Source organism: Pseudanabaena sp. PCC 6802, from assembly GCF_000332175.1.
In the GTDB taxonomy this organism is placed as follows: Bacteria; Cyanobacteriota; Cyanobacteriia; order Pseudanabaenales; family Pseudanabaenaceae; genus PCC-6802.
Window position 1 is genome coordinate 1,592,737 of the sequence record NZ_KB235914.1, and the last position, 23,917, is coordinate 1,616,653.

The following is a 23,917-nucleotide window of genomic DNA, read 5'->3' on the forward strand; positions in this document are numbered from 1 at the left end:
GTGGTGCAGAAGTGATACAAAAATACTTATCTGGCTCCCTCAGTATCGAAAGGATTGCTATTCCTATTCCCGACCTGGTTCCTGCTTTAAGAGGAATTAAGATCGTGCAGATGTCTGATTTTCACTTTGATGGACTCAGGCTTTCTGAAGGCTTGCTAAAAAAGGCGATCGCTAAGAGCAACGAGGTAAATCCCGACCTGGTCGTGCTTACTGGCGACTATGTCACCGACAATCCGCAGCCCATCTATAGGCTGGCGCAGCAGTTAAAAAGCCTGCGCAGCCGCGCTGGAGTCTATGCGGTTCTGGGCAATCACGATCTATTTCAACGTGGCGCTAGGGACATAATCACTGATGCTCTGACGCAGAGCGGCATTCGGGTGTTGTGGAACGATGTGGTGTATCCGTTGGGAGAGGAAATCGCGATCGTGGGGCTGCCTGACTACTGGGCAAAGCAATTCGAGCCAAAACTAGTCATGGATCGCATACCCATCCACATTCCGCGCATTGTCCTATCCCACAACCCAGACAGCGCAGAAGATTTACAGCCCTGGCGGGTCGATCTGCAACTTTCCGGCCACACCCATGGAGGTCAGATTGTGATTCCAGGCATAGGGCCAATTGTGGGCAAAATGCAAACTATCCATCGCAGCCTTCCCAAACAAGTCACCCGCGCATTCCCATTTCTGCGTCCTGGCTGCCACAAGGTTGTAGATCGTTGGGAATGGTCGGAAGGACTGCATAAGGTAGGGAACAACTTGCTTTACATCAACCGAGGTTTAGGTACTTATATGCCAGGACGACTATTCTGCCCTCCAGAAGTCACTGTAATTACCTTAACTCAGACATAATCCCCTGGTAATCCTTCCAGGATATCCTCAGATGCCGTATAGAGCGCGCGCAATTGCTCTAGCTTGTCCGGATCGGGATGCCAAAATCCGCGACCGTGGGCTTCTAGCATTCTACCGACAATATTACGGAAGGCTTCAGGGTTAGCATCGCGCAGTCGCTTTGCCATGTCAGGATCGATGGCATAGGTGTCGGATGCTTGGTCGTAAACCCACGATTCCCGAAAGCCCGTCGTGCCGCCCCAGCCAATCAGTGCCGTCATGCGCTGCGAGATTTCAAATGCACCGCCGGAACCCTGACTGGCCATTGCCTCAGCCCACTTAGGGTTGAGCAGTTTGGTGCGATATTCCATGCGCAGTAATTCTTCTAAGTTACGAGGGGTTGTATCCTTAGAGAAGCTCTCCACAAAGCTCGTTTGCACGATCGCATTCCCATTCCCGCTACGTTGCTGAATCTCTGCTGCCTGCTTCAAACCGCCCGTATTGGCATAGTACTCTTGAATATCTGTGAGACCGTATTCCACCGAGTCAATTTCCTGAACGATGCGCCCCGTGGTTTGCAGTAACTGGCTCAATACTTCCGGTCTAGCTTTACCTCTATCCTGACGACCGTAACTAAAGGCATTGCGATCGCGCCAGGTTTGCCCCAATTCTGTCGCTGACTCCCAGTTGGCATCGACAACGCGATCGTTGACGAGGGAACCAAAATCCCCAGCAGGATTAGAAAACAGGCGAGCAGAAGCCTGCTCGATGCCCTGCGATCGCAACGCTAAGACATGCTTGCGAATGAAGTTCCGATCTTCCGGCTCCTCTAATTCTGCGGCTCTTTGGAACAGATCGTCCAGCAACTCTAGAATATTGCCAAAACTATCGCGGAAGATGCCCGATAGATTGGCGAGAACGTCGATGCGGGGATGCCCCAAATCGGAGAGCGATCGCAACTCGTAGCGCACGATTCTCCCCGTTCCTTCTTTGACTGGCTCTGCTCCGACTAACTCCAACAGAATTCCCAGCGACTCACCTTTAGTTTTAATTGCATCCAAACCCCATAACATCACCGCTACTGTTTCTGGATAAGTACCATGTTCCTTGAGATGGAGTGCCAGGATTTGCTGGGCGATCGCCTGACCGCGAGTATAGGCAGCGGGTGAGGGCATGCGATACGGATCGAGGGCGTGGATATTGCGACCCGTCGGTAAAACACCAACTCCATCGCGCAGGAGGTCGCCACCAGGAGCAGGGGGAATATATTCCCCATTCAAACCCCGTAATAGATTCGTAATTTCATCGCCAGTTTGAGCCAGTAACGTACGGATGGCAATGGCTTCATCTAGTCGAGCCGTGAGAGTAGAGAGATTGTCCTGCTCCGATCGATCTCCATTGCCCTGAGATGCAATCTTCGCCCCGTGCAGAATCGATTCTGCCTCGGCACGATCGACTCCATTCGCGATCGCGCTAATGACTGGCTCTGGCAATTCCTCACCGAAATAAGCCTGGAGATAGGTTTGCAGTAGCTCCGGCGACGGTACTGCTCCCAGGACGTGCAACCCTGACGAAAAGAGGCGGCTTTCTAAAACCTGGAGGTAGGCATAGAGTTCGACTAAATAGCGATCGAATGTCGGCTCGCCAAACATCCTGATGTTCTCATAGGTGAACTCCAACCCCATGCGCTTAGCTTCTGGGAAGGGGCAGTCGGCTTGGAGGCCAGTATCGGTAATTTTTTTACAGATCGCTTCCTTGAGCGCAAAGTTCTTATCAGGATCTTCTCGGTACTCGGCAATCAAATCGCGCAGCGCCACTAATTCTTTGTACAAACCTGCCCGTCCGTAAGGGGGTACGTTATGCGAGATTAAAACGCCATAGCCCCGACGCTTGGCTAGAATCGATTCGGAGGGGTTGTTGGCGGCATAGATGTAGAGATTGGGCAGATCTCCCAGCAGAATATCCGACCAGGAATAGCCAGTATTACCCAAAGGAGAGCCGGGCAGCCATTCCACGGTGCCGTGCATGCCCAGGTGCACGATCGCATGGGCGCAGAACTCGCATTGCAACCACTTATAAAAAGCAGCATACTGCGGATGCGGAGTCAAATCTCGCTCGAACATCAACCGCATGGGGTCGCCAGCAATGCCCAGGGGTGGCTGCACGCCGATCCAGATCTTCCCAAGCTGCACGCCACCGATGAGGAATTCGTCACCATAGGTTTTGATGCCGCTGCCGGTGAGAGATTTCCATTGCTTTTCAATCCAGCCAGTCCGAAGCTGACCCAGCCATGTTTCTAGCGCTCGGACGCTCGCGGATTTCCCCTCCACGGCATAGGCTAACTCGTCAGCTTCTTTCACCTGCCGAATCAGATCCTCTCCCTCCGCAGGTAGGTCGCCGACATCGTAGCCCTGTGCTTTCAGGGCGTGCAGGAGTTGCAATAGCGATCGCGGTACGTTTAAAAGCGCCGCCGTGCCCACGGCACCGTAACCGGGAGGAAATCCATACAGAATAATGGCTGTGCGTCTCTCTGCGGCTGGAGTGCGATGCAGAGCGACCCAATGTTTGAGCCTGCCAATCAAACGGTGTACTCGTTCGGGGACGAGATAAATCTCTTCTCCCACTAATCCACCAAGCGGCACGGTATCGATCGCGCCGTCAAGTTCCGGTAGAGCGTAGAGGACAACGCTCTGCAACCCCCCAATCCCCTGCCTCGTCCACGAATGAATGTCTTGAATCAGCAGCGGTGCGGACACTATATAGGGGACATTTTTGGCATTGAGAATTTCTTGCGTAACTTCGGCTTTGCGACCCGCCTCCATAGATCCGGCGGGGCCACCTACCAAGGTGAAGCCAATCGTGGAAACGATGGCATCAACTTTAACGGATTCTTCCCAAAGCGATGAAATGGCAATTCTTCCCGCTTGTCTTTCCTGCATTTCATAGTCGCTGGTCAACCAGTCCCGCACCGCGATATGCCCTTCCACGCCATTGATAAAAATTGGGAGCGGAATCAGTCCGGCTTGCTCGAAGTAGCGAATCAGTTGGGGAATGTATTTCTGTTTGGTAATGACGTGTTTGCGATAGAGGAGGATGGCGATTATTGGGGGTTGGGCATCGAGGGGGTCGGAGGAGGCGAGGATATCGGGGATGTCGGGGATGTCGGGGGTATCGGAGGGGTTAAGCATTTGCGTGGAATTTCTCCGTTCGATGCAAAGAGGATCGGGCAAATGCTTAACCCTTACGTGGGGTGGGTACGATGCGGTGCGATCGCGACGATTTTCGGCGTACCATTCCAGGTATTGGCGCGGGGATGTGAAGTAGGATGGACTATCGGGATGAAGCAAGCCCATGTTAGGAGTTTCCAGGACAGGTGGGATGTCGCCTATTTTTAAGCCTAGATATTTCTCCGCGATCGTCCAAAAGAGGGCAGCGACGTTGTCCAAGCCGCCAGCATTCCAGTAGCTGTAGATAATTAGCCAGTTGCGCAGGTCTTGAACCTTTTGAATTGGGATGAATTTTAGAAGTTGAGGGCCAGTCTTGAGGAAGTTAAGATATCCTGCTATGCGGTCTTCTTCACGTCCTTTTGTCCCTAAATTAAATTTATCCAGGATAAATTTTATGGGTTTGGGCATACCTTTGGGCTTGTCACCGATGGTAAAGGCTCCAATCTGTGTCATGCTCATCAGTTCTAGGGCTGACTCAAAGATCAGACGTATAGGGATGGTCTGAATGCGATCGCGCAGCCACACGACCCGATCGTAGTCAAAGATCAGGCTGGCAAAGAATACTTGAGCCGTCTTCAAGGTATCTGCGATCGCTGTGGGGTTTGTAGTAAGGTCGCGATCGCTGAATGCATGAATTTCTAAATCTGGGCAACGGGTTTTGACTAGATTGGCAACCTGGCGATACAGACCCGTATTAAACGATTCAAACCCAGCAATTAAGACAATTGATTGCTTACTCATACAGGCTACGAGGCAGGCAATGCCCACCCTACCTATGGGGCCTCTCCAGTATAGCGCTCGATCGTGGCTAGGTCTGTTGGTGGACGGGAATGAGGTGGCGGACAAACCATTGGCTGGCTAGTTGTGCCACTTCTGCCAATGCGCCTGGTTCTTCAAACAGATGGGTTGCGCCTGGGACTACCTGCAACTGTACTTCTACGCAAAACTGAGCTAGAGCGGTCTGATTAATCCGCAGAACGGGAATATCTTCTCCGCCTACAATCAAAAGTGCGGGACTGCGAACTAGCGGAATCGACGCAGCCGCAAGGTCAACGCGCCCGCCGCGAGAAACAATCGCTCCTATATCTCGCGATCGCTCGGCAGCGGCAACCAGGGCAGCGGCACTACCCGTACTGGCACCAAAGTAACCGATCCGCAAATCTCTAGTTAATGGATTGTGGTGCAGCCAATCGGTAGCATAGATGAGGCGCTTGGCCAGCAACCCAATATCAAAACGCCTTTGCCTGGTGTAGCGATCGAGCGTTTCTTCTTCTACGGTCAGGAGATCGAGGAGTAAAGTTGCCAGCTTAGCTTGACGTAATATTTCCGCTACGTAGCGGTTGCGGGGACTGTGGCGACTGCTACCGCTACCATGTGCGAACAGAACTACCCCGCGCGCATATGCTGGGATCGCCAGATTTGCGCTCATCGTCACCGATCCAGCCTTAATGGAGACCAATTTCTCCCGATTACTCTCACTCAGGACTCGAACCACGATCGCTTGCCTCTAAACTAATGCCTCAAATAACGCCTTTAAATCTTTGAGGAAGTTATAGCTATGGCTAACAGGCTCAGGATGGAGTGCAGGGGTAGAATCCCTGCGTGGGGATACAGACCCCATACCCCTATCACAGATAGTTCTACAGCTATACTTTGGCAGTTCTAAAATTTACGCAAAAAGCCCGCATATGGTAACGGGCTCCGTCATTATCGACTTCGCCCGTTAACACTGGTCTATTTGATTTATCACTACTTTTCCTACTCGCTGGGATAAAGTTGACCCGGAATTACAGACATCACTTACTTCTCTAATAGCAACGTTATCCAACTTCTGGTTTGGCGTTACCCTTTAAGGGCTTGTACCACTTACTTCTATCTTAGAAGTTATCTGCATTTCCAATTAACATATTAGCAGAAACTGCAACAGCGATCGCATCAAATACAAAAAAGATACAAACCTTAACTTTGCCAAGCACCCATGCGATCTAGAAATGGAGAAAACTCCGGCTCCGTCCAACGTAGCGGTAACCCGCCTTCAAGTAGATAGCCTTTTTCTAAGTGGAAACGCAATAATCTTTCTGCTCCAGCATAGGTATTAATTTCATCTCCATCCCAAATAACCACAGCAGTACCGGTCAGGTAGAGCAAATCGCCGCGCTCGAAATCGATAAATAATAGCCCTGCGCGTGGATTCAATTCTAAATTGCCGAATGTATTGAAATGCAAATTACCAGAAAAATCGGGGATGGTGAGACTGCGATCGCCGTCGATCCTAACGAAACCAGGCTTGCCGCCCCGATGCGAAACATCTACACCACTAGCAGTCCCTGCTGATGCGTCTAGATGGGCAGTTGCGATAAAGAATGTATCTGAGGTGCTAATTATCTTTCGTTCTTGCGCTTCTAGGGTCGTAACTTCCCAAACAACCCGCGAGGCGCTCAGCATATCTTCTCTTAGCTCGAACATGCGTGCCTGGATGTATTGGGGACAGTTGCCAAAGCTTTGTTTTACTTTGACATCAAAGCCTTCGGCATCGATCGCCACGACAGTGCCATTCAAGCGATTGCGGCGGCGAGTATGCAGCTCGATTCCCAGCAAACCAATATCAGCACCCTTAGCGAGCGTATGGCCTAAGGGATCGCCGAACAGCGGCTTTGCCGTTACGCGCAGGGCGCGATCGTCTGATGAGGAGAGAAATCCTGGGTTCCCCACCAGAATCGATGCCCAAGGGGCACCTGCGGCATCCACCGTACCCGCAATTACATAGGGCAATTGCGCGAAGAACTGCCGATGTTGGTCGAGCATGTAGTCTCGAATGAATCTCCGCCCTTGCTTATCCATCCGCTCTAGAATTCCCAGCCGAGCATGGATCGCTTGTTCGCCCCTGTGAAAGGGCGATTCAGTTGTTGCCCCATCGAGATTTGCCATAGTTTTCCTCCTTAGCAGTCCGAATCGTAGGATGTGTTAGGTGTTAGCCGTAACACATCGTTGGTATCTTTTCCATGCCAGTCCCTTAGCGATCGCGGCATAGCCGTTGTGGAAGTTGCTGCATCGTGCGTTTAAATGGGTTAGAGTCATTCAAACCGTGGGATAGAATTAAACTACCTTGCACGGCAATTACTGCCTCTTCGCCGCGTTCCTGGGCAAGTTCTCGCTCGAAGCCCACCTCCATCAAAACCTTTGCCATTGCTTCAATCCAGGCTCGATATGTCGCCTCCACGCGATCGTGAAATACATCGCGGGTGGAACCCAGCAGCAAGATCGCTGACATGCACGGTTGCTGTCCCTCTTCATACAACTCGCTCAGGCGATCGCACATCCTCGCGAATCTGGTCAGGGCATCACCTTGACTTTGCAAGGCAGGCAGAATGTTGTCCGCTACCCAGCGATCGAGATAATCCAGTACTGCTTCGACCATTTCATCCTTACCACCCGGAAAGTGGTGATAAAGGCTAGCTTTACCCAGACCCGTCGCCTCAGAAATCCTGGATAGGGTGGCACCATCGTAACCATGTTGCCGAAACAGTTTTAACAAGTTGGGGATATAGGTGTCTTTAGGCATAGCCAATAATTTTTGAGTGCTATTGACATTGTACCGAACGGACAGTACAGTTTTATTATACCGAACGAACGGTACAAATGCAATGTTTAATTTTTAAGGAGAACCGATGATGATTCAGCTTTACGGTCACGAATTATCTGGTAACAGCTATAAGGCGAAACTGATGTTGGATTTGCTCAAGATAGATTACCAATGGAATTCAGTTGATGTGATGGCGGGTGCCCACAAGCGATCGGAATTTTTAGCAATGAATTCCTTTGGGCAGATTCCAGTTTTAGTTGACGGAGATAGAGTGTTAGCAGACGCGCAGGCAATTCTGGTGTATCTAGCGCGGCAGTACGGTGGTGAGTCCTGGTTGCCCCTAGAGGCAGAACCGATGAGCCGATTGGTGCGATGGCTTTCAACCGCAGCGGGAGAAGTCCGTCAGGGGCCAGAATTCGCACGGTTGTATCATCTGTTCAAACTCACCAGCATTGATATTGGTCGTGCCATTGAGAAGTCGGCCTTTATTCTGGATCGATTGAACGCTCATCTGTCGGATCGAGAATGGCTGGAATTAGGACATCCAACGATCGCAGATGTGGCCGTTTTTCCCTACGTTGCCCTCGCCAGAGATGGCAAAATCGATCTGGACAGCTATCCCCACGTGCTTGCCTGGATCGATCGCGTTAAACAACTGCCAGGCTATATACCAATGCCAGGATTGTAAATATTTCAATCGATCGCAATGTTTAGTCTCAAAAAGTATTGCGCCAAAAGTATTGTACAATCTCTCTATTCTTGCACCTACTTGTTAGGTATAGCAGTTTTCAATTCGGAAGGAGTAGGGGGTTTGGGGGCGTTGCCCCCAAGAAGGGGTGGAACCCCTTCACCCCAAAAATAAAACCAGTTCTCAATTGAAAACCGCTATACAAGATATAGATTGGAAGCCAAACTTCTACTGCTTTCTTCGGTGTCGTACCGCCAGGGGCTAATCGTTCTTCAAACTAATTGGTTGGAAGCAGAATTTGTTCCTTCGTCACTATTAAAACATCTTTATTATGGACGCAAAAACTACTGCCTGGGTAAGCTATCTTACGATTATAGGATGGATTATTGCATTTGTAACGTACAGCAATATGAATTCCAAAAACTCTCTTGCCAGATTTCATCTCCGTCAAAGCTTTGGTATTTTTGCAATAGGTTTCGCACTGTACTTTGTGTTCTGGACGCTGATTTTCATTCCTTTTCTATCGTCATTACTTTCGCTCATCGGGCTTGTTCTTTTGGTTTTCTGGGTTCTGGGATTGATTGCAGCACTGAACGGTGAAGAAAAGCCATTACCAATTGTAGGGCCGTTATTTCAGCAATGGTTTCAGTTTATTCAATAATTTCTTATCAATACTTATCAATAAGCAGGTAAATTCGCAGATAAAGAAAAAACTCGATCGAACGCTTTTTGCACTTTGGTACCAGAATCAATCGACTCTAGAGGATCGCGACGCAGGCGGTGACGCAGGCAGATCGTAATTACCCGTTGAATATCGTTGACAGTGATGGTTTGACGGCCTTCCAGCGCAACTAATGCCCTGGTAGCGCGATTGGTGACAATGTCGCCGCGTATGCCATCCACGTTTAAGTTGGCGCATACTTGAGAAATCTTCATGCGCATGTCATAGGGAATCTCGATCGCTTTGAGTTTCCGCTGAGCCTGGATAATCTGACGTTGTAGAGCCTTTTGCTGCGCGTGATAGTGCTTCATAAATTTGTAGGGATTCCAATCGAACTCCGCGCGCCGATCGACAATCTGCACTCTTAAGGCTGGTTCCTTGACCGTGCGAATCTCGACGTGCATGCCAAAGCGATCGAGTAACTGCGGGCGCAGTTCGCCTTCTTCGGGGTTACCGGAACCCACCAGAACAAATCGAGCCGGGTGTCGGATTGAGATGCCCTCGCGCTCTACCGTGTTCCAGCCGGAGGCGGCGGCATCCAGTAATACATCTACTAGATGATCGTCGAGCAGATTGACTTCATCAATATAGAGAATGCCACGATTGGCTCTGGCTAGCAATCCTGGCTCGAATGCTTTGACTCCCTCAGTTAACGCTCTCTCAATGTCGATCGTGCCGCAAACCCGATCTTCCGTAGCACCGAGAGGGAGATCTACCATGAGAACGGGTTGTTTGGCGATCGCCAGAGTTTCCCCCCGTTGCAATCTTTGCCGCACATCTTCGCTTTGCAAATCTGCATCCTTGGGGTGGCTGTTAAACGGATCGCCTGCCACCACTTCAATTTCCGGTAACAGATCGGCCAGAGCGCGAATAGCCGTAGTTTTTCCCGTCCCGCGATCGCCCATGATCGTGACCCCACCAATTTTCGGATCGATCGCGTTCAGCAACAGAGCTAGCTTCATTTCATCCTGTCCCAAAATTGCCGTAAATGGAAAGATGGGACGTTTTTGCAGCGCGCGATCGGCTTTGGATTTTGCCAAAGTTGGGGACACGGTAACCAGGTATAAACTACTTCAGCACTATAGCCTAAAACCTTTGGATCTATTCCTCTAACTACTCGTAATTGGCAGTCCTAGCCAATCGCTCAGTTCCTGCGCCAGCCATTCAAGTTCGGGATCGACAATTATGCCGCCGCCACCAAATTCATACTTTTGCACGCCTGCCCAAATATTAATCTGTGGCTTTACCTCAACGCGATCGCCATCAGAATCCCTGCGATAGGAGCGTTTGGTCAATTCCAATTTACAAATATGCTCTCTGGGGCTGGGGCGGGGCTTGTTCCACTTAAAGCCAAGTACTTCAAACGAAAGAGTAATTAACTGCCGATCTATTCGCAATGCCATCTTCCCAAATAGAGTGAATAGGATAGTTGCGATTAAGCCAAGACCGACGGTAAGGTGCCCGATCGCAAATAATCCCATAAACCAGCCGCCCGAACTCCAGGTGGCGATCGAAATGCCATACCACATTACTAAAAAGGAATTCCAAGCGATCGCAAATGGAACGAGAAACACGAGCGAGGGATTAAATCCCATTGGTGGCAAGATAATTTCTATTTTTTCCCTATTCTTAATCAACTGCACCCTACTACCAGCAGGTTTACCAGTGGATTGTATTGATGATGGCGACGAAACAGATAAATCAGCTCTTCTTTGTTGGCGCTTTTCCAAAGCTTGTAGAGCTTTGGGTGCCGATTCTAGACGTAAATCTACGTTTGGTTCGGTCATCCACTTCAGCCAATCAACAAAAGCAGTATTGAGACTCACTGCTGACTCAAAGAAAATGCGCGATTCTTTTTGCGGTAAATCGGCGGGCTGTTGACCCGTCGCCAAATAAATTAGCGTAGCCCCTAAAGCATAAAGATCGGAGGCGGGGACGGTGCGCCCGCCAAATTGTTCGGGCGGCATGTAACCATAGGTACCCACGACAGTGATCGTGCTACCGGCTCTGGCGGCTTTGGTCTGTACCGAGCCAAAATCGACGAGATAAACTTCGTGGCGATCGCTCAGCAAAATATTGCTAGGCTTGATATCGCGGTGGATTACAGGCGGTTGACGCTGGTGCAGGTAAGTCAGAATTCCCAACAGGTCTTTGGCAATTTGGATAATCTCATCTTCGCTGAAAGTTCGCCCAGCTTTGAGGTGCTCCTGCAAAGATTTACCCTCAACGTAGCTCTGCACCAGGGCAAAGCCTTTACCAAGTGGAAGTTCGACATCGAAATAATCCAGATAGCGAGGGATGGCAGGATGGGAGAGATGCTTTAAAGTTTCCGCTTCCCGCTCAAAGAGTTTCAGATCGTCCCACGTAAAGCTATGACTAAAGGTAAGCAATTTGACTACGACTAGCTCCTGCGCGGAGCTTTGAGCCTGCAAATCCCGAGCTAGGAAAGTCCGCCTGACGGCATTGTCTCCTAACTGGCGTTGAATTTCATAGCGTCCGTTCAGTATTTGACCGATTATACCCATGCGATCGCATTTACCATAGACTCTAGCTCGATCTTACCCAATTTAGGCTTTTGGGTGCATCTTATAGCGTTTTTCAATTGAGAACAGGTTAAATTGACGGGGTGAAGGGGTTCCACACGGCAGTGGCTCTAGCGGGGAACCCCCAAGACCGCCCTGCCTCCCCTTCTTGGGGGCAACGCCCCCAAACCCCCTTCTCGTTTTCAGATGAAAACTGCTATAGCAGCTTAACTTAACTTTTCTGGCTTTTACTTACTTTCCCTGAATTACGAATCGCAGTAAAAAATGTTAGCTTTTTCAATATATCTCTGACAAGTCAATATATAGCAGTTTTCGCTTGAGAACGGGTTTTATTTTTGGGGTGAAGGGGTTCCACCCCTTCTTGGTGGCGTTGCCCCCAAACCCCCTACTCTTTCCGATCTGAAAACCGCTATAGCACTCCTATTAGAGTAGTGACACGAATCACGATGCCAGCGCGATAGCAGTCACTTCCCGATGGGTTTGTTCCAGACACAATAAACATAGGAGAACTTTGCACAAATCTTGTAAGGGTTTCCTTCTCTGAAATGCTCGCTATCTCTATATCAAGTAAAGTTGATTATCTGTACTGTAAGGCTTCTGTACGCATACCGATCGTGACTAGGGAAATAGCTTAAAAGTTCCTAGTTGGACAAATTAGAGGTTAATAATTATGACGACTAGCAATAAAGAGATGGATTTAGATAGTAGCTCTATCGAACAAGGACTTTTCCTAACATCCTTTCAACGCAAACTCCTGCTCAAGAACCTACAAGAAGATCTACGTCAAGAGTATCAGCATCGCATTCAGATCATGTTGTTTGCCGATCGCGGTGAATCCCAAGCACAAATTCGTAAAGCTTTGGGCTGTGCCCAAGAAACGGTGCGATATTGGGTGGCGATCGCCAGGTCAGGTCAAGCACATCGATGGAGCGAGTTTTCTGTCGGTCGCCCCAAGGCAATCAATGAAGAATATTGCCAGCGCTTGCAAGAACTGGTTGGGCATAGTCCTCGCAATTATGGTTATGCGTTTCAACGCTGGACCGCTCACTGGTTGAGCAAGCATCTGGCTAAAGAATTAGGAATTACCATTAGCGATCGCCATGTTAATCGATTGTTGAAATCGATGGGACTTTCCACGCGGATGCCTGCAGGTACATCAGAAACACAGGCTAATGCGTCTGACTCTGCTAACGAGCGCGTCGCCATTCGCGATCTGCCCTATTCTCAGCCATCCCAAGGTAGCGATCGCAAGTTGGACATTTCCTGCTCAAATGAGATCGATAGAGAACTGAACGAACCCGATCGTTCTCATGTTTGGGAGGCAACCCACTTCCGTTCTGCAGAAATGGACTGGAATCATTTTAACTCCAATGGAGTATTCGCAATGTCTCTAGGGTATTGAGCCACATGCCACTGTCACACTCGCAATCAAACCAATCGCAGATCGAATCGACTATTGAGCAATTGACACGCAAAGCTTTAGGGAATATCCTTCCCGAACGAGAACTCCATAGTTGCTGCAAACAAATACAAATCCTGGAGCCGCTGCCAGGCAAGCACTTTTGGCAATCAGATAGTTCTGCTGCCGGAATATATGTCGTTTTGACGGGTAAGGTTAGAATCTTAGATCGCAGCGATCGCTTGATAATTTCGCTGGAAGCAGGTACGTCTTTTGGCGAGCTGACACTATTGCCCGATCGATATTTTACCGCTTATTCAGCTCGGGCTTCAGTTGCGACGCAAGTTGGATTTATATCAGCAGATTTGTTGCACGCGACGCTCGCGAAATATCCTCAGCTTGGGGAACATTTCTACCAACAAGCAGTGCTGCAAGATCTAACCCTCCTACTTCGACAACAGCCTTGTTTAGAGAATGTGTCACCATCTAAATTAAGGCAGAGCTTGCAATTCACACAACAACATAACATTCCAGTTGGCAAGCTGCCTGCATCATTGCTAGAGGAGAAGGTATGGATAATCCGTCACGGCGAACTCTCCAGTAGCTTCGATCGCAAATCGGGTAAATATCTCACGACTGGCAGTCTTTATTTCCCATCTCAGTCAGATCGATCGCAAACCTGGCAGGCAGATCGAAACAGCGACTTACATACTCTCAGTCTCAGTAAGTGGGAAGAAGCGATCGCGCTCGTACCCGAATTGATAGATTGTATGGCGATCGCTGAAACTGGCGACTTGGGATCTATTGCCTACGATCGCCCCATTTCTATCTCCCGCTCCACACCTAATCCTGCCAATCGGGTAATAGAACCTCCACATGCTAATAGTGAGAAACGCCCCGAGCGGAACTCACGCAATAAGATAGGTAAGGCTTATTTCCCCAGCCCTTCCCTAAGAGTTGGACATTGGTGGCAGTGGGTGACGCGACGTTATCCATTTATGGCACAGCAAAGTACGGCTGACTGCGGTGCAGCATGTCTGACTATGGTGGGAGTCTATTGGGGAAAAAAGCTGAGTATGAATCGCCTGCGCGATCTTGCTAATGTCGATCGCAATGGAGCTTCTCTGCGAGGTCTGGCATCGGCGGCAGAAAGCATTGGCTTTTCTACGCGACCCGTAAAAACTGGTCTGACCAAGTTGGCAGAACAAACTCTACCTGCGATCGTCCATTGGGAAGGGAAGCATTATATCGTTGTCTTTGAGATTGCGCGGAAGCATGTAGTTGTTGCCGACCCAGCGATCGGACAACGGACGCTCAGCCACGCCGCTTTTAAAGCAGGATGGACGGGATATGCTCTCCTCCTGCAACCTACTGCCTTCCTGAAAGAAACTCCCGAAGCCAGCCAACCCATGTGGCAGTTTCTCAATCTAGTCAAACCTCACTGGCTGGTTCTGTTGGAAGTGTTCGTAGCATCGCTATTAATTCAGATTTTTGGCTTGATTACACCACTGTTTACCCAATTAATTCTAGATCGGGTAGTCGTGCAACGCAGCGCCCTTACGCTAACAGCGGTGGGATTGGGTCTGCTGCTGTTTGGTCTTTTTCGCGTAGCGATGACTGGCTTGCGACAATATCTGCTCGACCACACGGCAAATAGGGTAGATTTATCTTTAATTATCGGTTTTATCAAACATACGTTTCAGTTGCCCTTGAGCTTTTTTGAGTCTCGCTATGTTGGCGACATTATCTCCCGCGTACAAGAAAATCATAAGATTCAGCGTTTCCTCACAGGCGAAGCGCTCTCAATTTCGCTCGATCTGCTGACAGTATTCGTATATGTGGGATTGATGTTCTGGTATAGCTGGAAAATGGCACTACTGGCGCTGGTAGTCGTACCGCCCTTTATCCTGCTCGCACTCATCGCTACCCCATTCCTACAGCGCGTTTCACGAGAGATTTTTAATGCTTCCGCCACTGAGAGCAGTTATTTGATTCAGTCACTGACAGGCGTACAGACTGTGAAGGCAATGGCGATCGAACAAAACGTGCGCTGGCGATGGGAAGAATTATTTAGAAACTCCATTAAAACCAATTTTTCTGGACAGATTATAGGCAACACCCTGCAAATCTTTAGTGCCACAATTGAAACGGTGGCTACCACTGGATTGCTGTGGTTTGGAGCCTGGCTGGTGATTCAAAACGAACTGACAATCGGTCAGCTCGTCGCTTTTAACATGCTTCTAGGTAACGTGATCAATCCCTTTCGACGCTTGACCGTACTGTGGAATCAGTTGCAGGAAGTTGTAATTGCTGTAGAGCGCATTAATGATGTACTGGAAGCACAACCAGAAGAAGATCTGCAACAGCCTCGGCTGGCATTACCAGAAATTCAAGGTCATATTCGTTTCGATAACGTCACGTTTCGCTACCATCCCGAAAGCGATGTCAACACGCTGGAGAATATTAATTTTACTGTAAAACCCGGTCAGACAGTGGCTTTGGTCGGTCGTAGCGGCTCTGGCAAAACAACTCTGTCTCGACTGTTGCTAGGTCTCTATTTGCCCACCGAAGGAAAAATTCTCATCGATGGTTGCGATATCGCTAGCTTGAATTTACGATCGCTGCGGCAGCAAGTTGGCGTTGTCGATCAGGATACTTTCTTATTTGGCGGTACCATTCGTGAAAATATCAGTACGAGTCACCCTGGAGCATCCCTAGAGGAGATCGTAGAAGCAGCTAAACTTGCGGGCGCGCACTCATTCATTGAGGAGTTGCCAATGGGCTACGAAACTCAAATTGGTGAAGGTGGGGGCATGCTGTCTGGCGGTCAGCGACAGCGCCTGGCGATCGCCCGCGCCCTGCTGAGCAATCCTCCTTTACTCGTTCTGGATGAAGCGACCAGTCACCTGGATGCGGAATCGGAACGCATTATTCAAACTAACCTCAACTCAATTCTCCATAATCGCACTACTTTTGTGATTGCTCATCGTCTCTCTACTGTTAGAAATGCAGACTTAATTTTGGTGCTGGATCGCGGTGTCATAGTTGAGAGCGGCACTCATGACGAGCTGATGGCGAAACGTGGAAAATATTTCTACTTAAACCAACAACAGCTTGCTTCTACTAACTGAGGAACTTGGGTTTCAAGAATGTTCTAATCTTGAATTTGTCGATGATGTTATGGCCGCCGCCTATCGCATCCTACAATTCCCACGCTCACCCGTTACGGCTGTCACCCAGCACATCCCTACAGTTCTTGATCCCTCCACGCTATTCGCACTATGTCTAACCCATCAAACCTAACCGAACAGTTGGCTCAACGCAACGGTCACTACAAGGTCGCGCCAAACGTATCTGAGTCATTGACAGAGATTGATATCGCAGAGGCAAGAGATAGAACGCTCAGCACTCTCAGGCGATCGCAACAAGTCCAAACTGGTAATTCTCCAGAACCTGTAGAATATCCTGAAGTCTTGGCATCTAGCAGTGATGATTGGGATCCCTTAACCCAAGATCTGATCGATACAATGCCGCGAGTGTGGACGCGAGGGCTGCTTTACTTTTTAGTGGGATTTGCCGCGATCGCGTTGCCATGGGCGATGTTCTCTCAAGTCGATCAGACTGGAATTGCGAGGGGACGCTTAGAGCCAAAGGGTAAAACCTTTAAGTTGGATGCTCCGGTTGCGGGTAAAGTAGTTGCGATCGATGTTAAGGAAGGTAGCACTGTTAAGGCCGGGCAACCTTTGCTCAGTTTAGAATCGGATCTAGTTCTAACCGATCTGCAACAGTCTGAGGCAAAGTTGGAGGGACAATTGAATCGGCTCGCACAGTTAGAGAGAGTCAAAAATCAGTTGAGCATAGCTACGCGCACGCAGCAGCTTTTAAGTCAAGCCCAGACTACGGAACAACTAGCCCAAACCAGCCAGGTCGAAACCAAGCTCATCTCTGCCCAACGTGCCTATAGGCTTGCACAGGAGCGTCTGAATCAGGACCTCCGAGAGGTAGAACGCTATCGCAGCCTGTCTCAAGAAGGTGTGGTACCCGAGATCAAATTAGTGGAACTGGAGCGGACTGCAAGCGAAAGTAAACGGCTTTTTGAACAAGCCCAAGCTGATATCCAACAAACTCAGTCAGAACTCAAGAAACAGGGAAGTAGCAGCGATCGCGTAGTACGAACTGGCGAGCTGGCTATAGTCGAAAGCGAAAAGCAGGCTGAGGAACTCAAGACCCAAATGGGCGACCTGCGATCGGAGATCGCGCAAACTCGTAAAGCGATCGCATCGCTAAAATGGCAGTTGCAGCAACGGATAATTCGCGCCCCGGTTTCTGGGACGATTTTCCAATTACCGATTCAGAAAGCTGGTGCAGTAGTCCAGCCCGGTACAAATATAGCTCAGATTGCACCTAACGGCGTACCTCTAATCATTCGAGCCGAAATGCCTATTTCCGAGAGTGGATTTTTGCGCGTCGGCATGCCCGTCCAGCTTAAGTTTGATGCCTATCCTTTCCAAGACTATGGCGTAGTGCCGGGAAAGGTTAGCTGGGTTTCTCCCGACTCCAAACAAACCCAAACCGCTCAGGGACAAGTAGAAACCTTTGAATTAGAGATTATCCCCGATCGCACTGAGATTCAAGCGCAGAATAAGCGCGTAGCTCTAACCCCAGGTCAAACTGCTACTGCTGAGGTGATCGTGCGGCAGCGGCGCGTTATCGATCTCATCCTCGATCCGTTCAAGCAACTCCAAAGCGATGGACTCAAACTTTAGTTAAACAAGGAATTCACATTATGTCAGCTATGTCAGCTATGTCATCAGAAGATCGTGCGCTCTCCTCAGAGGCAGTCCTTCAGCAAGTCAAACTCTCTCTTCAACTCCCGTCGGTATTGGAAGCGATCGCTACCCGTGCCGCGATCGAGAAGGCTGCTAGCGCCGCAGGCATTCAGGTAGAGATCGCAGAGCTACAAGAGGCGGCGGATGCGTTTCGACTCGCGCATCGCTTGCAACGCAGCGAAGATGCCTGGCAGTGGATGGAGCAACACGGTCTATCCCTAGATGAATTTGAAGAAATGCTACGCTTTAATATCCTTACTGCTAAGCTATCCAACCATCTATTTGCCAACAAGATCGAGCCTTTATTTGTCGATCGCCAGCTCGACTACGCGCAGGCGATCGCGTACGAAGTCGTATTTGAAGACGAAGATCTGGCAATGGAGCTATTCTATGCTATTCAGGAAGGCGAACTGAATTTTTTCCAAGTCGGGCGCGAATACATTCAAGATCGGGAACTGCGTCGCACGGGCGGCTACCGCAAACCATTACGGCGTAGCGATCTCAGACCCGAGATTTCTGCGGCAGTGTTTGCGGCAAAACCTCCTCAACTTTTGAAACCGATCGTGACATCCAATGGAGCGCATCTCATTTTTGTCGAGGAACTGATCGAGCCTGAACTGGATCGGGCTTTAACCACCCAAATTCTGGCAGAGCTATTTGCGGCATGGCTCAAGCAACAAGTTTCGAGCTAATCGAGTTTTGTCATTCTGTTAATGTATTAATCAATACAGACAAATTTAGTTGATGACAGTAGAAGATCGCTTCCAAAAACAACAAATGATGTCGCGATCGCGGTATCTCAACTTAATAATTTCCTCGAAACCTAAAGAAAATGCTGAGTAAATGAATTGTGCGAGCAAGCTTGGTTAGAATGCATGTAGCAGTTTGCCATACACGCTCTAGAGTCTTTACTTCATGATTCAACTACTTGAAAATCCGTTAAGGGTAGGTTTACAGCAAGAAAGAACGCCTGAGCCGCTAATTCTGGTGATTTTTGGAGCTTCGGGCGATCTCACCATGCGTAAGTTGGTGCCCGCCGTTTACCATTTGAAACAGCAACGACGGCTGCCGCCCGAACTGACGATTGTGGGCGTGGCTCGCCGACCCTGGAGCCACGACTTTTTCCGCGAGCAGATGCGCGAAGGCGTGGAAAATTTCTCCGATGGCATCGGTGCTGAAGCGCTGTGGGAAGACTTTGCTAAGGGTCTGTTTTACTGCGCTGCCGATATGGACGATATCGAGGGCTACAAAAAACTAGATGCCTTGCTTAGCGAGCTTGATATACAGCGAGGTACCAGAGGTAACCGCGTATTTTATCTAGCTGTCGCGCCCAAGTTTTTCCCAGAAGCGATCGCCAAACTCGGCGAAGCAGGCATGATCGCCAATCCTGCCAAAACACGTTTGGTGATTGAAAAACCATTCGGGCGCGACCTGTCTTCGTGCCAAGAACTAAACCTGGTGGTGCAAACTGCCTGCGACGAGCGACAGGTCTACCGCATCGATCATTATCTGGGTAAGGAAACCGTACAAAATCTTTTGGTCTTGCGGTTTGCCAATGCCATTTTTGAACCCTTGTGGAACCGTCAATTTGTCGATCACGTGCAAATTACGGTAGCAGAAACCGTAGGTGTAGAAGATCGGGCAGGCTATTACGAAACCGCCGGGGCACTGCGGGATATGCTCCAGAATCACTTAATGCAGCTATTTTGCCTTACTGCCATGGAGCCGCCCAACTACATGGATGCCGACTCCCTGAGAAATGAAAAAGTGAAGGTAATTCAGGCTACTCACCTCGCTGATATACGAGATCTCAGTAACTCCAGTGTCAGGGCGCAATATAGTCCTGGCTGGATGAAAGGCAAGCCGATTGTAGGCTATCGCTCCGAACCTAATGTCAACCCGCAGTCGATCGTGCCCACCTATGTCGCCATGAAATTCTTTGTCGATAACTGGCGCTGGCAAGGCGTACCGTTCTACCTCCGCACGGGCAAACGCTTGCCCAAAAAAGTCAGTGAAATCGCCATTCAGTTCCGCGAGGTGCCGTATATGCTATTCCAGTCGGCGGCGAAGCAGGTCAGTCCCAATGTTCTCACCCTGAGAATTCAGCCTAATGAGGGCATTGCCTTGCGCTTTGAAGCTAAAATGCCCGGAGCCGAGTTGCGATCGCGATCGGTCGAAATGGACTTTGGCTATGGTAAGACCTTCGGTGTGGAGGGTTCCGACGCTTACGATCGACTTTTGCTAGATTGTATGTTGGGCGACCAAACACTATTTACCCGCGGTGATGAGGTGGAAGCAGCTTGGAAGGTGGTAACCCCCGCCCTTGCCGCATGGGAAGCACCAAGTCCCATAGATGCCATCCCACTGTACGAGGCTGGAACCTGGGGGCCAACCGAGGCAGAGCAATTAATCAACCGCGATGGCAGGCAGTGGCGCAGGTTATAGGTTTGTAATTTCTAATTAACGGTGAATTAACTGCAAATCGCTTGTATTAACCAAATTAACGATCGGGTAACCAAACTATGATTGAAACTCAAGCAATGCCAGTTGTATCCTTACAAGCACCTAAGGATGTTTCCGTATCTCAGGTCGAGCAAGAGCTAGCTAAAATCTGGCAATCCTATGGCGAACATGCTGCTGCCAGGGCAACTACGTTTAACCTGGTCGTCTATGAGTCGCAAGCCAGCAATAGCTCGAAAAATGCTCTTGTTGACGCGATCGCCTCTCAAAGTCCCTGTCGGGTAATTAACTTAGTATCCGAAGATGGTGAGGATAAGGGGATTACGGCGCAAGTAGCCGCCTACTGCCCCATTCAAAAGAGTCGCAGCGCGCTGATCTGCGGTGAATATATTACGCTGCAGGGTACTCAAGATGCTTTGAAGCGCGTTCATACCCTGCTATCGGATCTAATCATTTCCGATCTACCCGTATTTCTCTGGTGGCAGGGCAGTCCCGCCCCCAATACCAGCTTGTTCGAGAAGTTACTGAGTCTTAGCGATCGCGTCATTTTTGACTCATCTTACTTTACAGAGCCAGAAGCAGATTTGCGCAAAGTCAGTCAGATGATTAGTGCCGGAGCGCAGGTTGCCGATCTCAACTGGCGTCGCCTCGCACCTTGGCAGGAACTCACAGCCCAAGCCTTCGATCCACCCGATCGGCGTGCGGCAATTTGGGATGTCGATCGGATCACGATCGACTACGAACGCGGTAATAGCACGCAAGCTATGATGTTTCTGGGGTGGATTGCGAGTCGCCTGGATTGGCACCCCACATCGATTACAAACCAGGGTGGCGATTACAATATCCAACTGATTACCTTTAAGGGTAAAAACGACATTCATGTCGAAGCAGAGCTAGCTGCGATTCCTACTGCCGATCCTGGCGATGTTATTGGAGATATGCTTGGTTTAAGGCTAACCTCAACTAATCCAAATGCTACCGATGCTTGTAATGTCTTCTGTTCCGAGTCGATGGGTTGTATGCGGATGGAAGCATCTGGTGGCGCTCAGGTCTGTCACATCCATCAGGTGACAACGCTGGCAGATCAAAGGGCAGATACGCTTCTATCTCAGCAACTCCAACGCTGGGGACGGGAAGTTCTCTATGAAGAGAGCCTGGAAGTTACTGCCAAAATTCTCAGCCTTCCCCAAGCTTGAATCTGTAGGGGTAGGCACGGGGCACACTACCCCTACAGATAGATTCTGCCATATCCTCTCAAAACTCCAGTTTTTGAACTTCGTAACGAATACTGACATCGTTCACTTTGGTTTCACGTGTAAATATACGAGTAGATTCGGGATGTTGGATTATTAAATTGTGATCGCCCTGCCAAATGACATTCAGTTTGGGATAATACTTGATGACAAAAGTATTACTGCTCTTGTTGGTAGGAAGTACTGCATCTGCATTAAGAATGGAGACTTGGGTACTGCCACCATCAGTTGCGCCGCAGTCCCGCTCAAATACAACTGCTTTCCTCGTACGATCTGGGGAGGCGATCTCTCTTATAACCTTATTACTACACACGAAAAGACTGCAACTGTTTAAGCCCCAGACCATTACTATGAAAATTGGTAAGTTTCCCCAATGATTTTTTTTAATTCCCATACCTCGTCGGTCTGTGTTTGTCAGGACTACAGATATCAGGAGGCTCCTTCCCGTAAGCCTTCAGCTAGAAGTTGCATAACTATAGCATAGGCCTCCGACCAGGCGCGTTCTGTTGCGATAGTCCAATTGCTAACATTAGAATCGGCAAATGTTGCAAGCAAGGCTTTTTCAAAAAGGTACAAATTCTCTTCTTTGACTCCATAACGAACGTGGCGGGCACCCAATCCTCTAAGAGTTGAAGCTAGCATAGCTGGCTTTTCTAAATTTCTTACCACCAGAGTTAGCGCCGATATCAACATCTTTTTTTGTTCGTCCATGTTTGTCTTGGCAAACAACGGCTGTAATTGCGGCTCCAGGCGAAAGAGATTGACGTAGAAACGAGATGCAAACTCATCTTTTTGTTTCAAGATCTCGTCAAAGCTTTGTTCGATTGCCCGGACGGATTGGGCTGCAATAGACATCTTTGAATTTCCTCAAATAAAACAATTACATCTATTTTGCCCAAATTGCTAGGATTATATCAGGGCAACCATGCTTGTCAAAAACATATATACACTGTGGCGCAACCATACAGAGTCTTTTTTCATGAAATTTTGCAAAATCTTAAGCTTTCCGATCGTTTCAAATTGCCGGAAGGCGATCCATAATTTAGAAATATGGCAGGCAGCAACCGATCGCTGCTAAATCCCTACATATCGCGGATATTGACGTTCGAGAATACTGACGAGCAACCTTAATAAAAGCGCTGTGGTACGGATAGAGATGGCAGCGATCGTACCTATGCAATGAGCATGAGGAGAAAGTCGAATTTATGCGCAAGCACTTAAACTTGAGGTCGTTTACCCTGGCATTGATGGTACTGACTGGGAACTATTTATCTAGTTTAGCCGATTTCCAAGCAGCGATCGCAACTACTCCCGATCGAATACGCCAGCAACAAGAGAGGCTTTGTCGAGAGGAGCAAGGGAACAATATTGGGATTAAAGCTTGTATCTGGTTGGAATACGATACAGCCGATCGCAAGTTGAATGAGGCGTACAGACAACTGACAGCGAAGGTATCGCCGGAGGAGCGATCGCTCCTGACGGAAGCGCAACTGGGATGGATTAAGTTGCGAGATAATACCTGCGAATTTGAAGTTTACAGGAGTCGTGGCGGTACGGGTTTTAGTGGATTTTTGAATGCATGTAAGACGCGCATCACCAACCAGCGCCGAGTGGAACTAGAGCGTTACTTAACAAAACAGAATTGACACCAAAATTCGATAGTCATTTGAAGTTCTCTAAACGGGATCGGGAATTCGTTGCTTAGTGCAGGTGTAGGTGTAGGTCTGCTCTAAATCGAGCGGAAGAAAAATACCGCCTTTTAGGAAGAGAGGAACCATTGGCAGAGGTTCGCCAATGGTCAATGGTTCCTGCCAAATACTGAGATGGGATATCCCATCGATTTCTGCTACTCGATAGGCAACAACATACAGGTCTGACTTCAAAGACTCTGTTTGCAACGATAGCTGCTGCATCAAGTTGTGATGTAAATTGGCAGAAAGCGTTGTCACTATATCAACGATTACTAGCCCAATACTTTGTTGCAGATAGGTCTGACACTTTGAGGTGAAAGCATTGCGATGAGTCGGGCGATCTTTGTTGGCAGGACTGACCAACTCGATCGCTCCCACCAGAGTCGGCCCCGCCTGGGTATTGAAGATTTGTACTTCAACACTGTCTGTGGTGGGTTGAAATGGGAGCGTTGCTGTGGGTGGCCGTGGACTCCATTGCGTCGATTCTGGGGTTTGTTGAGCGAAACTCGTTAAGGGAACTTCGCTCAAGGTTGCCACATCAATTTCAATGCCAAACTGAACGTTCGGCTCCGCAAAGTAACCCTCCGGCAATAGTTGATTTAGATTTTCAGCGAGGTAAGTTGACCAGGCATTATGAAAGCTATGCCAATGCCGTTTGGTGCTGAGGGGAGGGAAAAAATGATCGCGCAATGACAT

Annotated in this window: 19 protein-coding genes; 10 read left to right on the forward strand and 9 right to left on the reverse strand. The window is 49.1% G+C overall.

Annotation, left to right across the window (positions count from 1 at the left end):
- The first annotated feature begins 11 nt into the window (after positions 1-11).
- On the forward strand, positions 12-848 hold the full coding sequence (locus tag PSE6802_RS0112440) for a metallophosphoesterase (RefSeq protein WP_019500387.1): 837 nt from the start codon (positions 12-14) through the stop codon (positions 846-848).
- On the opposite strand, the gene bchH is transcribed toward PSE6802_RS0112440, so the two are convergent.
- The 4 genes from bchH to PSE6802_RS0112460 all read right to left on the reverse strand — a co-directional run bounded on the left by bchH (position 839) and on the right by PSE6802_RS0112460 (position 7,616).
- Positions 839-4,795, reverse strand: a complete 3,957-nt coding sequence (gene bchH, locus PSE6802_RS0112445; protein WP_019500388.1) for a magnesium chelatase subunit H — start codon at positions 4,793-4,795, stop codon at positions 839-841. The two genes, PSE6802_RS0112440 and bchH, sit on opposite strands and share 10 nt — an antisense overlap.
- A 67-nt stretch (positions 4,796-4,862) precedes the next feature.
- Positions 4,863-5,549 carry a dienelactone hydrolase family protein gene (locus PSE6802_RS0112450; protein ID WP_019500389.1) on the reverse strand — a complete coding sequence of 229 codons (687 nt, stop codon included), beginning with the start codon at positions 5,547-5,549 and terminating at the stop codon, positions 4,863-4,865.
- A 464-nt stretch (positions 5,550-6,013) separates the two neighbouring features.
- Positions 6,014-6,982 carry a pyridoxamine 5'-phosphate oxidase family protein gene (locus PSE6802_RS0112455; protein WP_019500390.1) on the reverse strand — a complete coding sequence of 323 codons (969 nt, stop codon included), beginning with the start codon at positions 6,980-6,982 and terminating at the stop codon, positions 6,014-6,016.
- 85 nt (positions 6,983-7,067) lie between these two features.
- Positions 7,068-7,616 (reverse strand): TetR/AcrR family transcriptional regulator, encoded by a 549-nt coding sequence (locus PSE6802_RS0112460; protein ID WP_019500391.1) that lies wholly within the window; start codon positions 7,614-7,616, stop codon positions 7,068-7,070.
- A 109-nt stretch (positions 7,617-7,725) separates the two neighbouring features.
- Between PSE6802_RS0112460 and PSE6802_RS0112465 the strand changes: the two genes are divergently transcribed.
- Both PSE6802_RS0112465 and PSE6802_RS0112470 read left to right on the forward strand, forming a co-directional pair.
- Positions 7,726-8,325 (forward strand): glutathione S-transferase family protein, encoded by a 600-nt coding sequence (locus PSE6802_RS0112465; protein WP_019500392.1) that lies wholly within the window; start codon positions 7,726-7,728, stop codon positions 8,323-8,325.
- A gap of 331 nt (positions 8,326-8,656) precedes the next feature.
- A complete protein-coding gene (locus PSE6802_RS0112470) occupies positions 8,657-8,986 on the forward strand; it encodes a DUF4870 domain-containing protein (RefSeq protein ID WP_036945632.1) in 330 nt (109 codons plus the stop codon).
- 17 nt (positions 8,987-9,003) lie between these two features.
- Here the strand turns inward: PSE6802_RS0112470 and bchI are convergent, their stop codons facing one another.
- Both bchI and PSE6802_RS0112480 read right to left on the reverse strand, forming a co-directional pair.
- A complete protein-coding gene (gene bchI / locus PSE6802_RS0112475) occupies positions 9,004-10,098 on the reverse strand; it encodes a magnesium chelatase ATPase subunit I (RefSeq protein WP_019500394.1) in 1,095 nt (364 codons plus the stop codon).
- Between the two features lie 57 nt (positions 10,099-10,155).
- The gene (locus PSE6802_RS0112480) at positions 10,156-11,571 is read right to left on the reverse strand and encodes a serine/threonine protein kinase (protein ID WP_019500395.1); all 1,416 of its coding nucleotides are present in this window, start codon (positions 11,569-11,571) and stop codon (positions 10,156-10,158) included.
- Positions 11,572-12,259: 688 nt separating this feature from the next.
- Here PSE6802_RS0112480 and PSE6802_RS28820 point away from each other — a divergent pair.
- The 6 genes from PSE6802_RS28820 (at position 12,260) to opcA (ending at position 21,473) form a co-directional block, all read left to right on the forward strand.
- Positions 12,260-12,991 (forward strand): helix-turn-helix domain-containing protein, encoded by a 732-nt coding sequence (locus PSE6802_RS28820; RefSeq protein WP_019500396.1) that lies wholly within the window; start codon positions 12,260-12,262, stop codon positions 12,989-12,991.
- A 5-nt stretch (positions 12,992-12,996) separates the two neighbouring features.
- Complete coding sequence (locus PSE6802_RS0112490) at positions 12,997-16,119, forward strand: peptidase domain-containing ABC transporter (RefSeq protein ID WP_019500397.1); 3,123 nt, start codon at positions 12,997-12,999, stop codon at positions 16,117-16,119.
- A 150-nt stretch (positions 16,120-16,269) separates the two neighbouring features.
- The gene (locus PSE6802_RS0112495) at positions 16,270-17,754 is read left to right on the forward strand and encodes a putative HlyD family type I secretion protein (RefSeq protein ID WP_019500398.1); all 1,485 of its coding nucleotides are present in this window, start codon (positions 16,270-16,272) and stop codon (positions 17,752-17,754) included.
- 20 nt (positions 17,755-17,774) lie between these two features.
- Positions 17,775-18,509: a peptidylprolyl isomerase gene (locus PSE6802_RS0112500; protein ID WP_225902672.1), complete on the forward strand. Its 735-nt coding sequence runs from the start codon at positions 17,775-17,777 to the stop codon at positions 18,507-18,509.
- Positions 18,510-18,732: 223 nt separating this feature from the next.
- The gene (zwf, locus tag PSE6802_RS0112505) at positions 18,733-20,262 is read left to right on the forward strand and encodes a glucose-6-phosphate dehydrogenase (protein WP_019500400.1); all 1,530 of its coding nucleotides are present in this window, start codon (positions 18,733-18,735) and stop codon (positions 20,260-20,262) included.
- 77 nt (positions 20,263-20,339) lie between these two features.
- A complete protein-coding gene (gene opcA, locus PSE6802_RS0112510) occupies positions 20,340-21,473 on the forward strand; it encodes a glucose-6-phosphate dehydrogenase assembly protein OpcA (protein WP_019500401.1) in 1,134 nt (377 codons plus the stop codon).
- A gap of 58 nt (positions 21,474-21,531) precedes the next feature.
- Here opcA and PSE6802_RS0112515 read toward each other — a convergent pair whose 3' ends face one another.
- A complete protein-coding gene (locus PSE6802_RS0112515; protein ID WP_019500402.1) occupies positions 21,532-21,843 on the reverse strand; it encodes a hypothetical protein in 312 nt (103 codons plus the stop codon).
- Between the two features lie 116 nt (positions 21,844-21,959).
- Entirely contained in the window at positions 21,960-22,385 is a 426-nt protein-coding gene (locus tag PSE6802_RS28825) for a globin domain-containing protein (protein ID WP_019500403.1), read from the reverse strand.
- Positions 22,386-22,735: 350 nt separating this feature from the next.
- On the opposite strand from PSE6802_RS28825, the gene PSE6802_RS28830 reads away from it, so the two are divergent.
- Positions 22,736-23,176, forward strand: a complete 441-nt coding sequence (locus PSE6802_RS28830; RefSeq protein WP_019500404.1) for a lysozyme inhibitor LprI family protein — start codon at positions 22,736-22,738, stop codon at positions 23,174-23,176.
- A 30-nt stretch (positions 23,177-23,206) separates the two neighbouring features.
- Here PSE6802_RS28830 and PSE6802_RS0112530 read toward each other — a convergent pair whose 3' ends face one another.
- Positions 23,207-23,917: a DUF4058 family protein gene (locus tag PSE6802_RS0112530; protein WP_019500405.1), complete on the reverse strand. Its 711-nt coding sequence runs from the start codon at positions 23,915-23,917 to the stop codon at positions 23,207-23,209.

Coding starts and splice junctions, on each gene's coding strand:
- bchH (WP_019500388.1), bottom strand. CDS start 4,795: ATGAGTAAGCAATCAATTGTCTTAATTGCTGGGTTTGAATCGTTTAAT.
- PSE6802_RS0112455 (WP_019500390.1), bottom strand. CDS start 6,982: ATGGCAAATCTCGATGGGGCAACAACTGAATCGCCCTTTCACAGGGGC.
- PSE6802_RS0112460 (WP_019500391.1), bottom strand. CDS start 7,616: ATGCCTAAAGACACCTATATCCCCAACTTGTTAAAACTGTTTCGGCAA.
- PSE6802_RS0112465 (WP_019500392.1), top strand. CDS start 7,726: ATGATTCAGCTTTACGGTCACGAATTATCTGGTAACAGCTATAAGGCG.
- PSE6802_RS0112470 (WP_036945632.1), top strand. CDS start 8,657: ATGGACGCAAAAACTACTGCCTGGGTAAGCTATCTTACGATTATAGGA.
- PSE6802_RS0112480 (WP_019500395.1), bottom strand. CDS start 11,571: ATGGGTATAATCGGTCAAATACTGAACGGACGCTATGAAATTCAACGC.
- PSE6802_RS28820 (WP_019500396.1), top strand. CDS start 12,260: ATGACGACTAGCAATAAAGAGATGGATTTAGATAGTAGCTCTATCGAA.
- PSE6802_RS0112490 (WP_019500397.1), top strand. CDS start 12,997: ATGCCACTGTCACACTCGCAATCAAACCAATCGCAGATCGAATCGACT.
- PSE6802_RS0112495 (WP_019500398.1), top strand. CDS start 16,270: ATGTCTAACCCATCAAACCTAACCGAACAGTTGGCTCAACGCAACGGT.
- PSE6802_RS0112500 (WP_225902672.1), top strand. CDS start 17,775: ATGTCAGCTATGTCAGCTATGTCATCAGAAGATCGTGCGCTCTCCTCA.
- zwf (WP_019500400.1), top strand. CDS start 18,733: ATGATTCAACTACTTGAAAATCCGTTAAGGGTAGGTTTACAGCAAGAA.
- opcA (WP_019500401.1), top strand. CDS start 20,340: ATGATTGAAACTCAAGCAATGCCAGTTGTATCCTTACAAGCACCTAAG.
- PSE6802_RS28825 (WP_019500403.1), bottom strand. CDS start 22,385: ATGTCTATTGCAGCCCAATCCGTCCGGGCAATCGAACAAAGCTTTGAC.
- PSE6802_RS28830 (WP_019500404.1), top strand. CDS start 22,736: ATGCGCAAGCACTTAAACTTGAGGTCGTTTACCCTGGCATTGATGGTA.
- PSE6802_RS0112530 (WP_019500405.1), bottom strand. CDS start 23,917: ATGTCATTGCGCGATCATTTTTTCCCTCCCCTCAGCACCAAACGGCAT.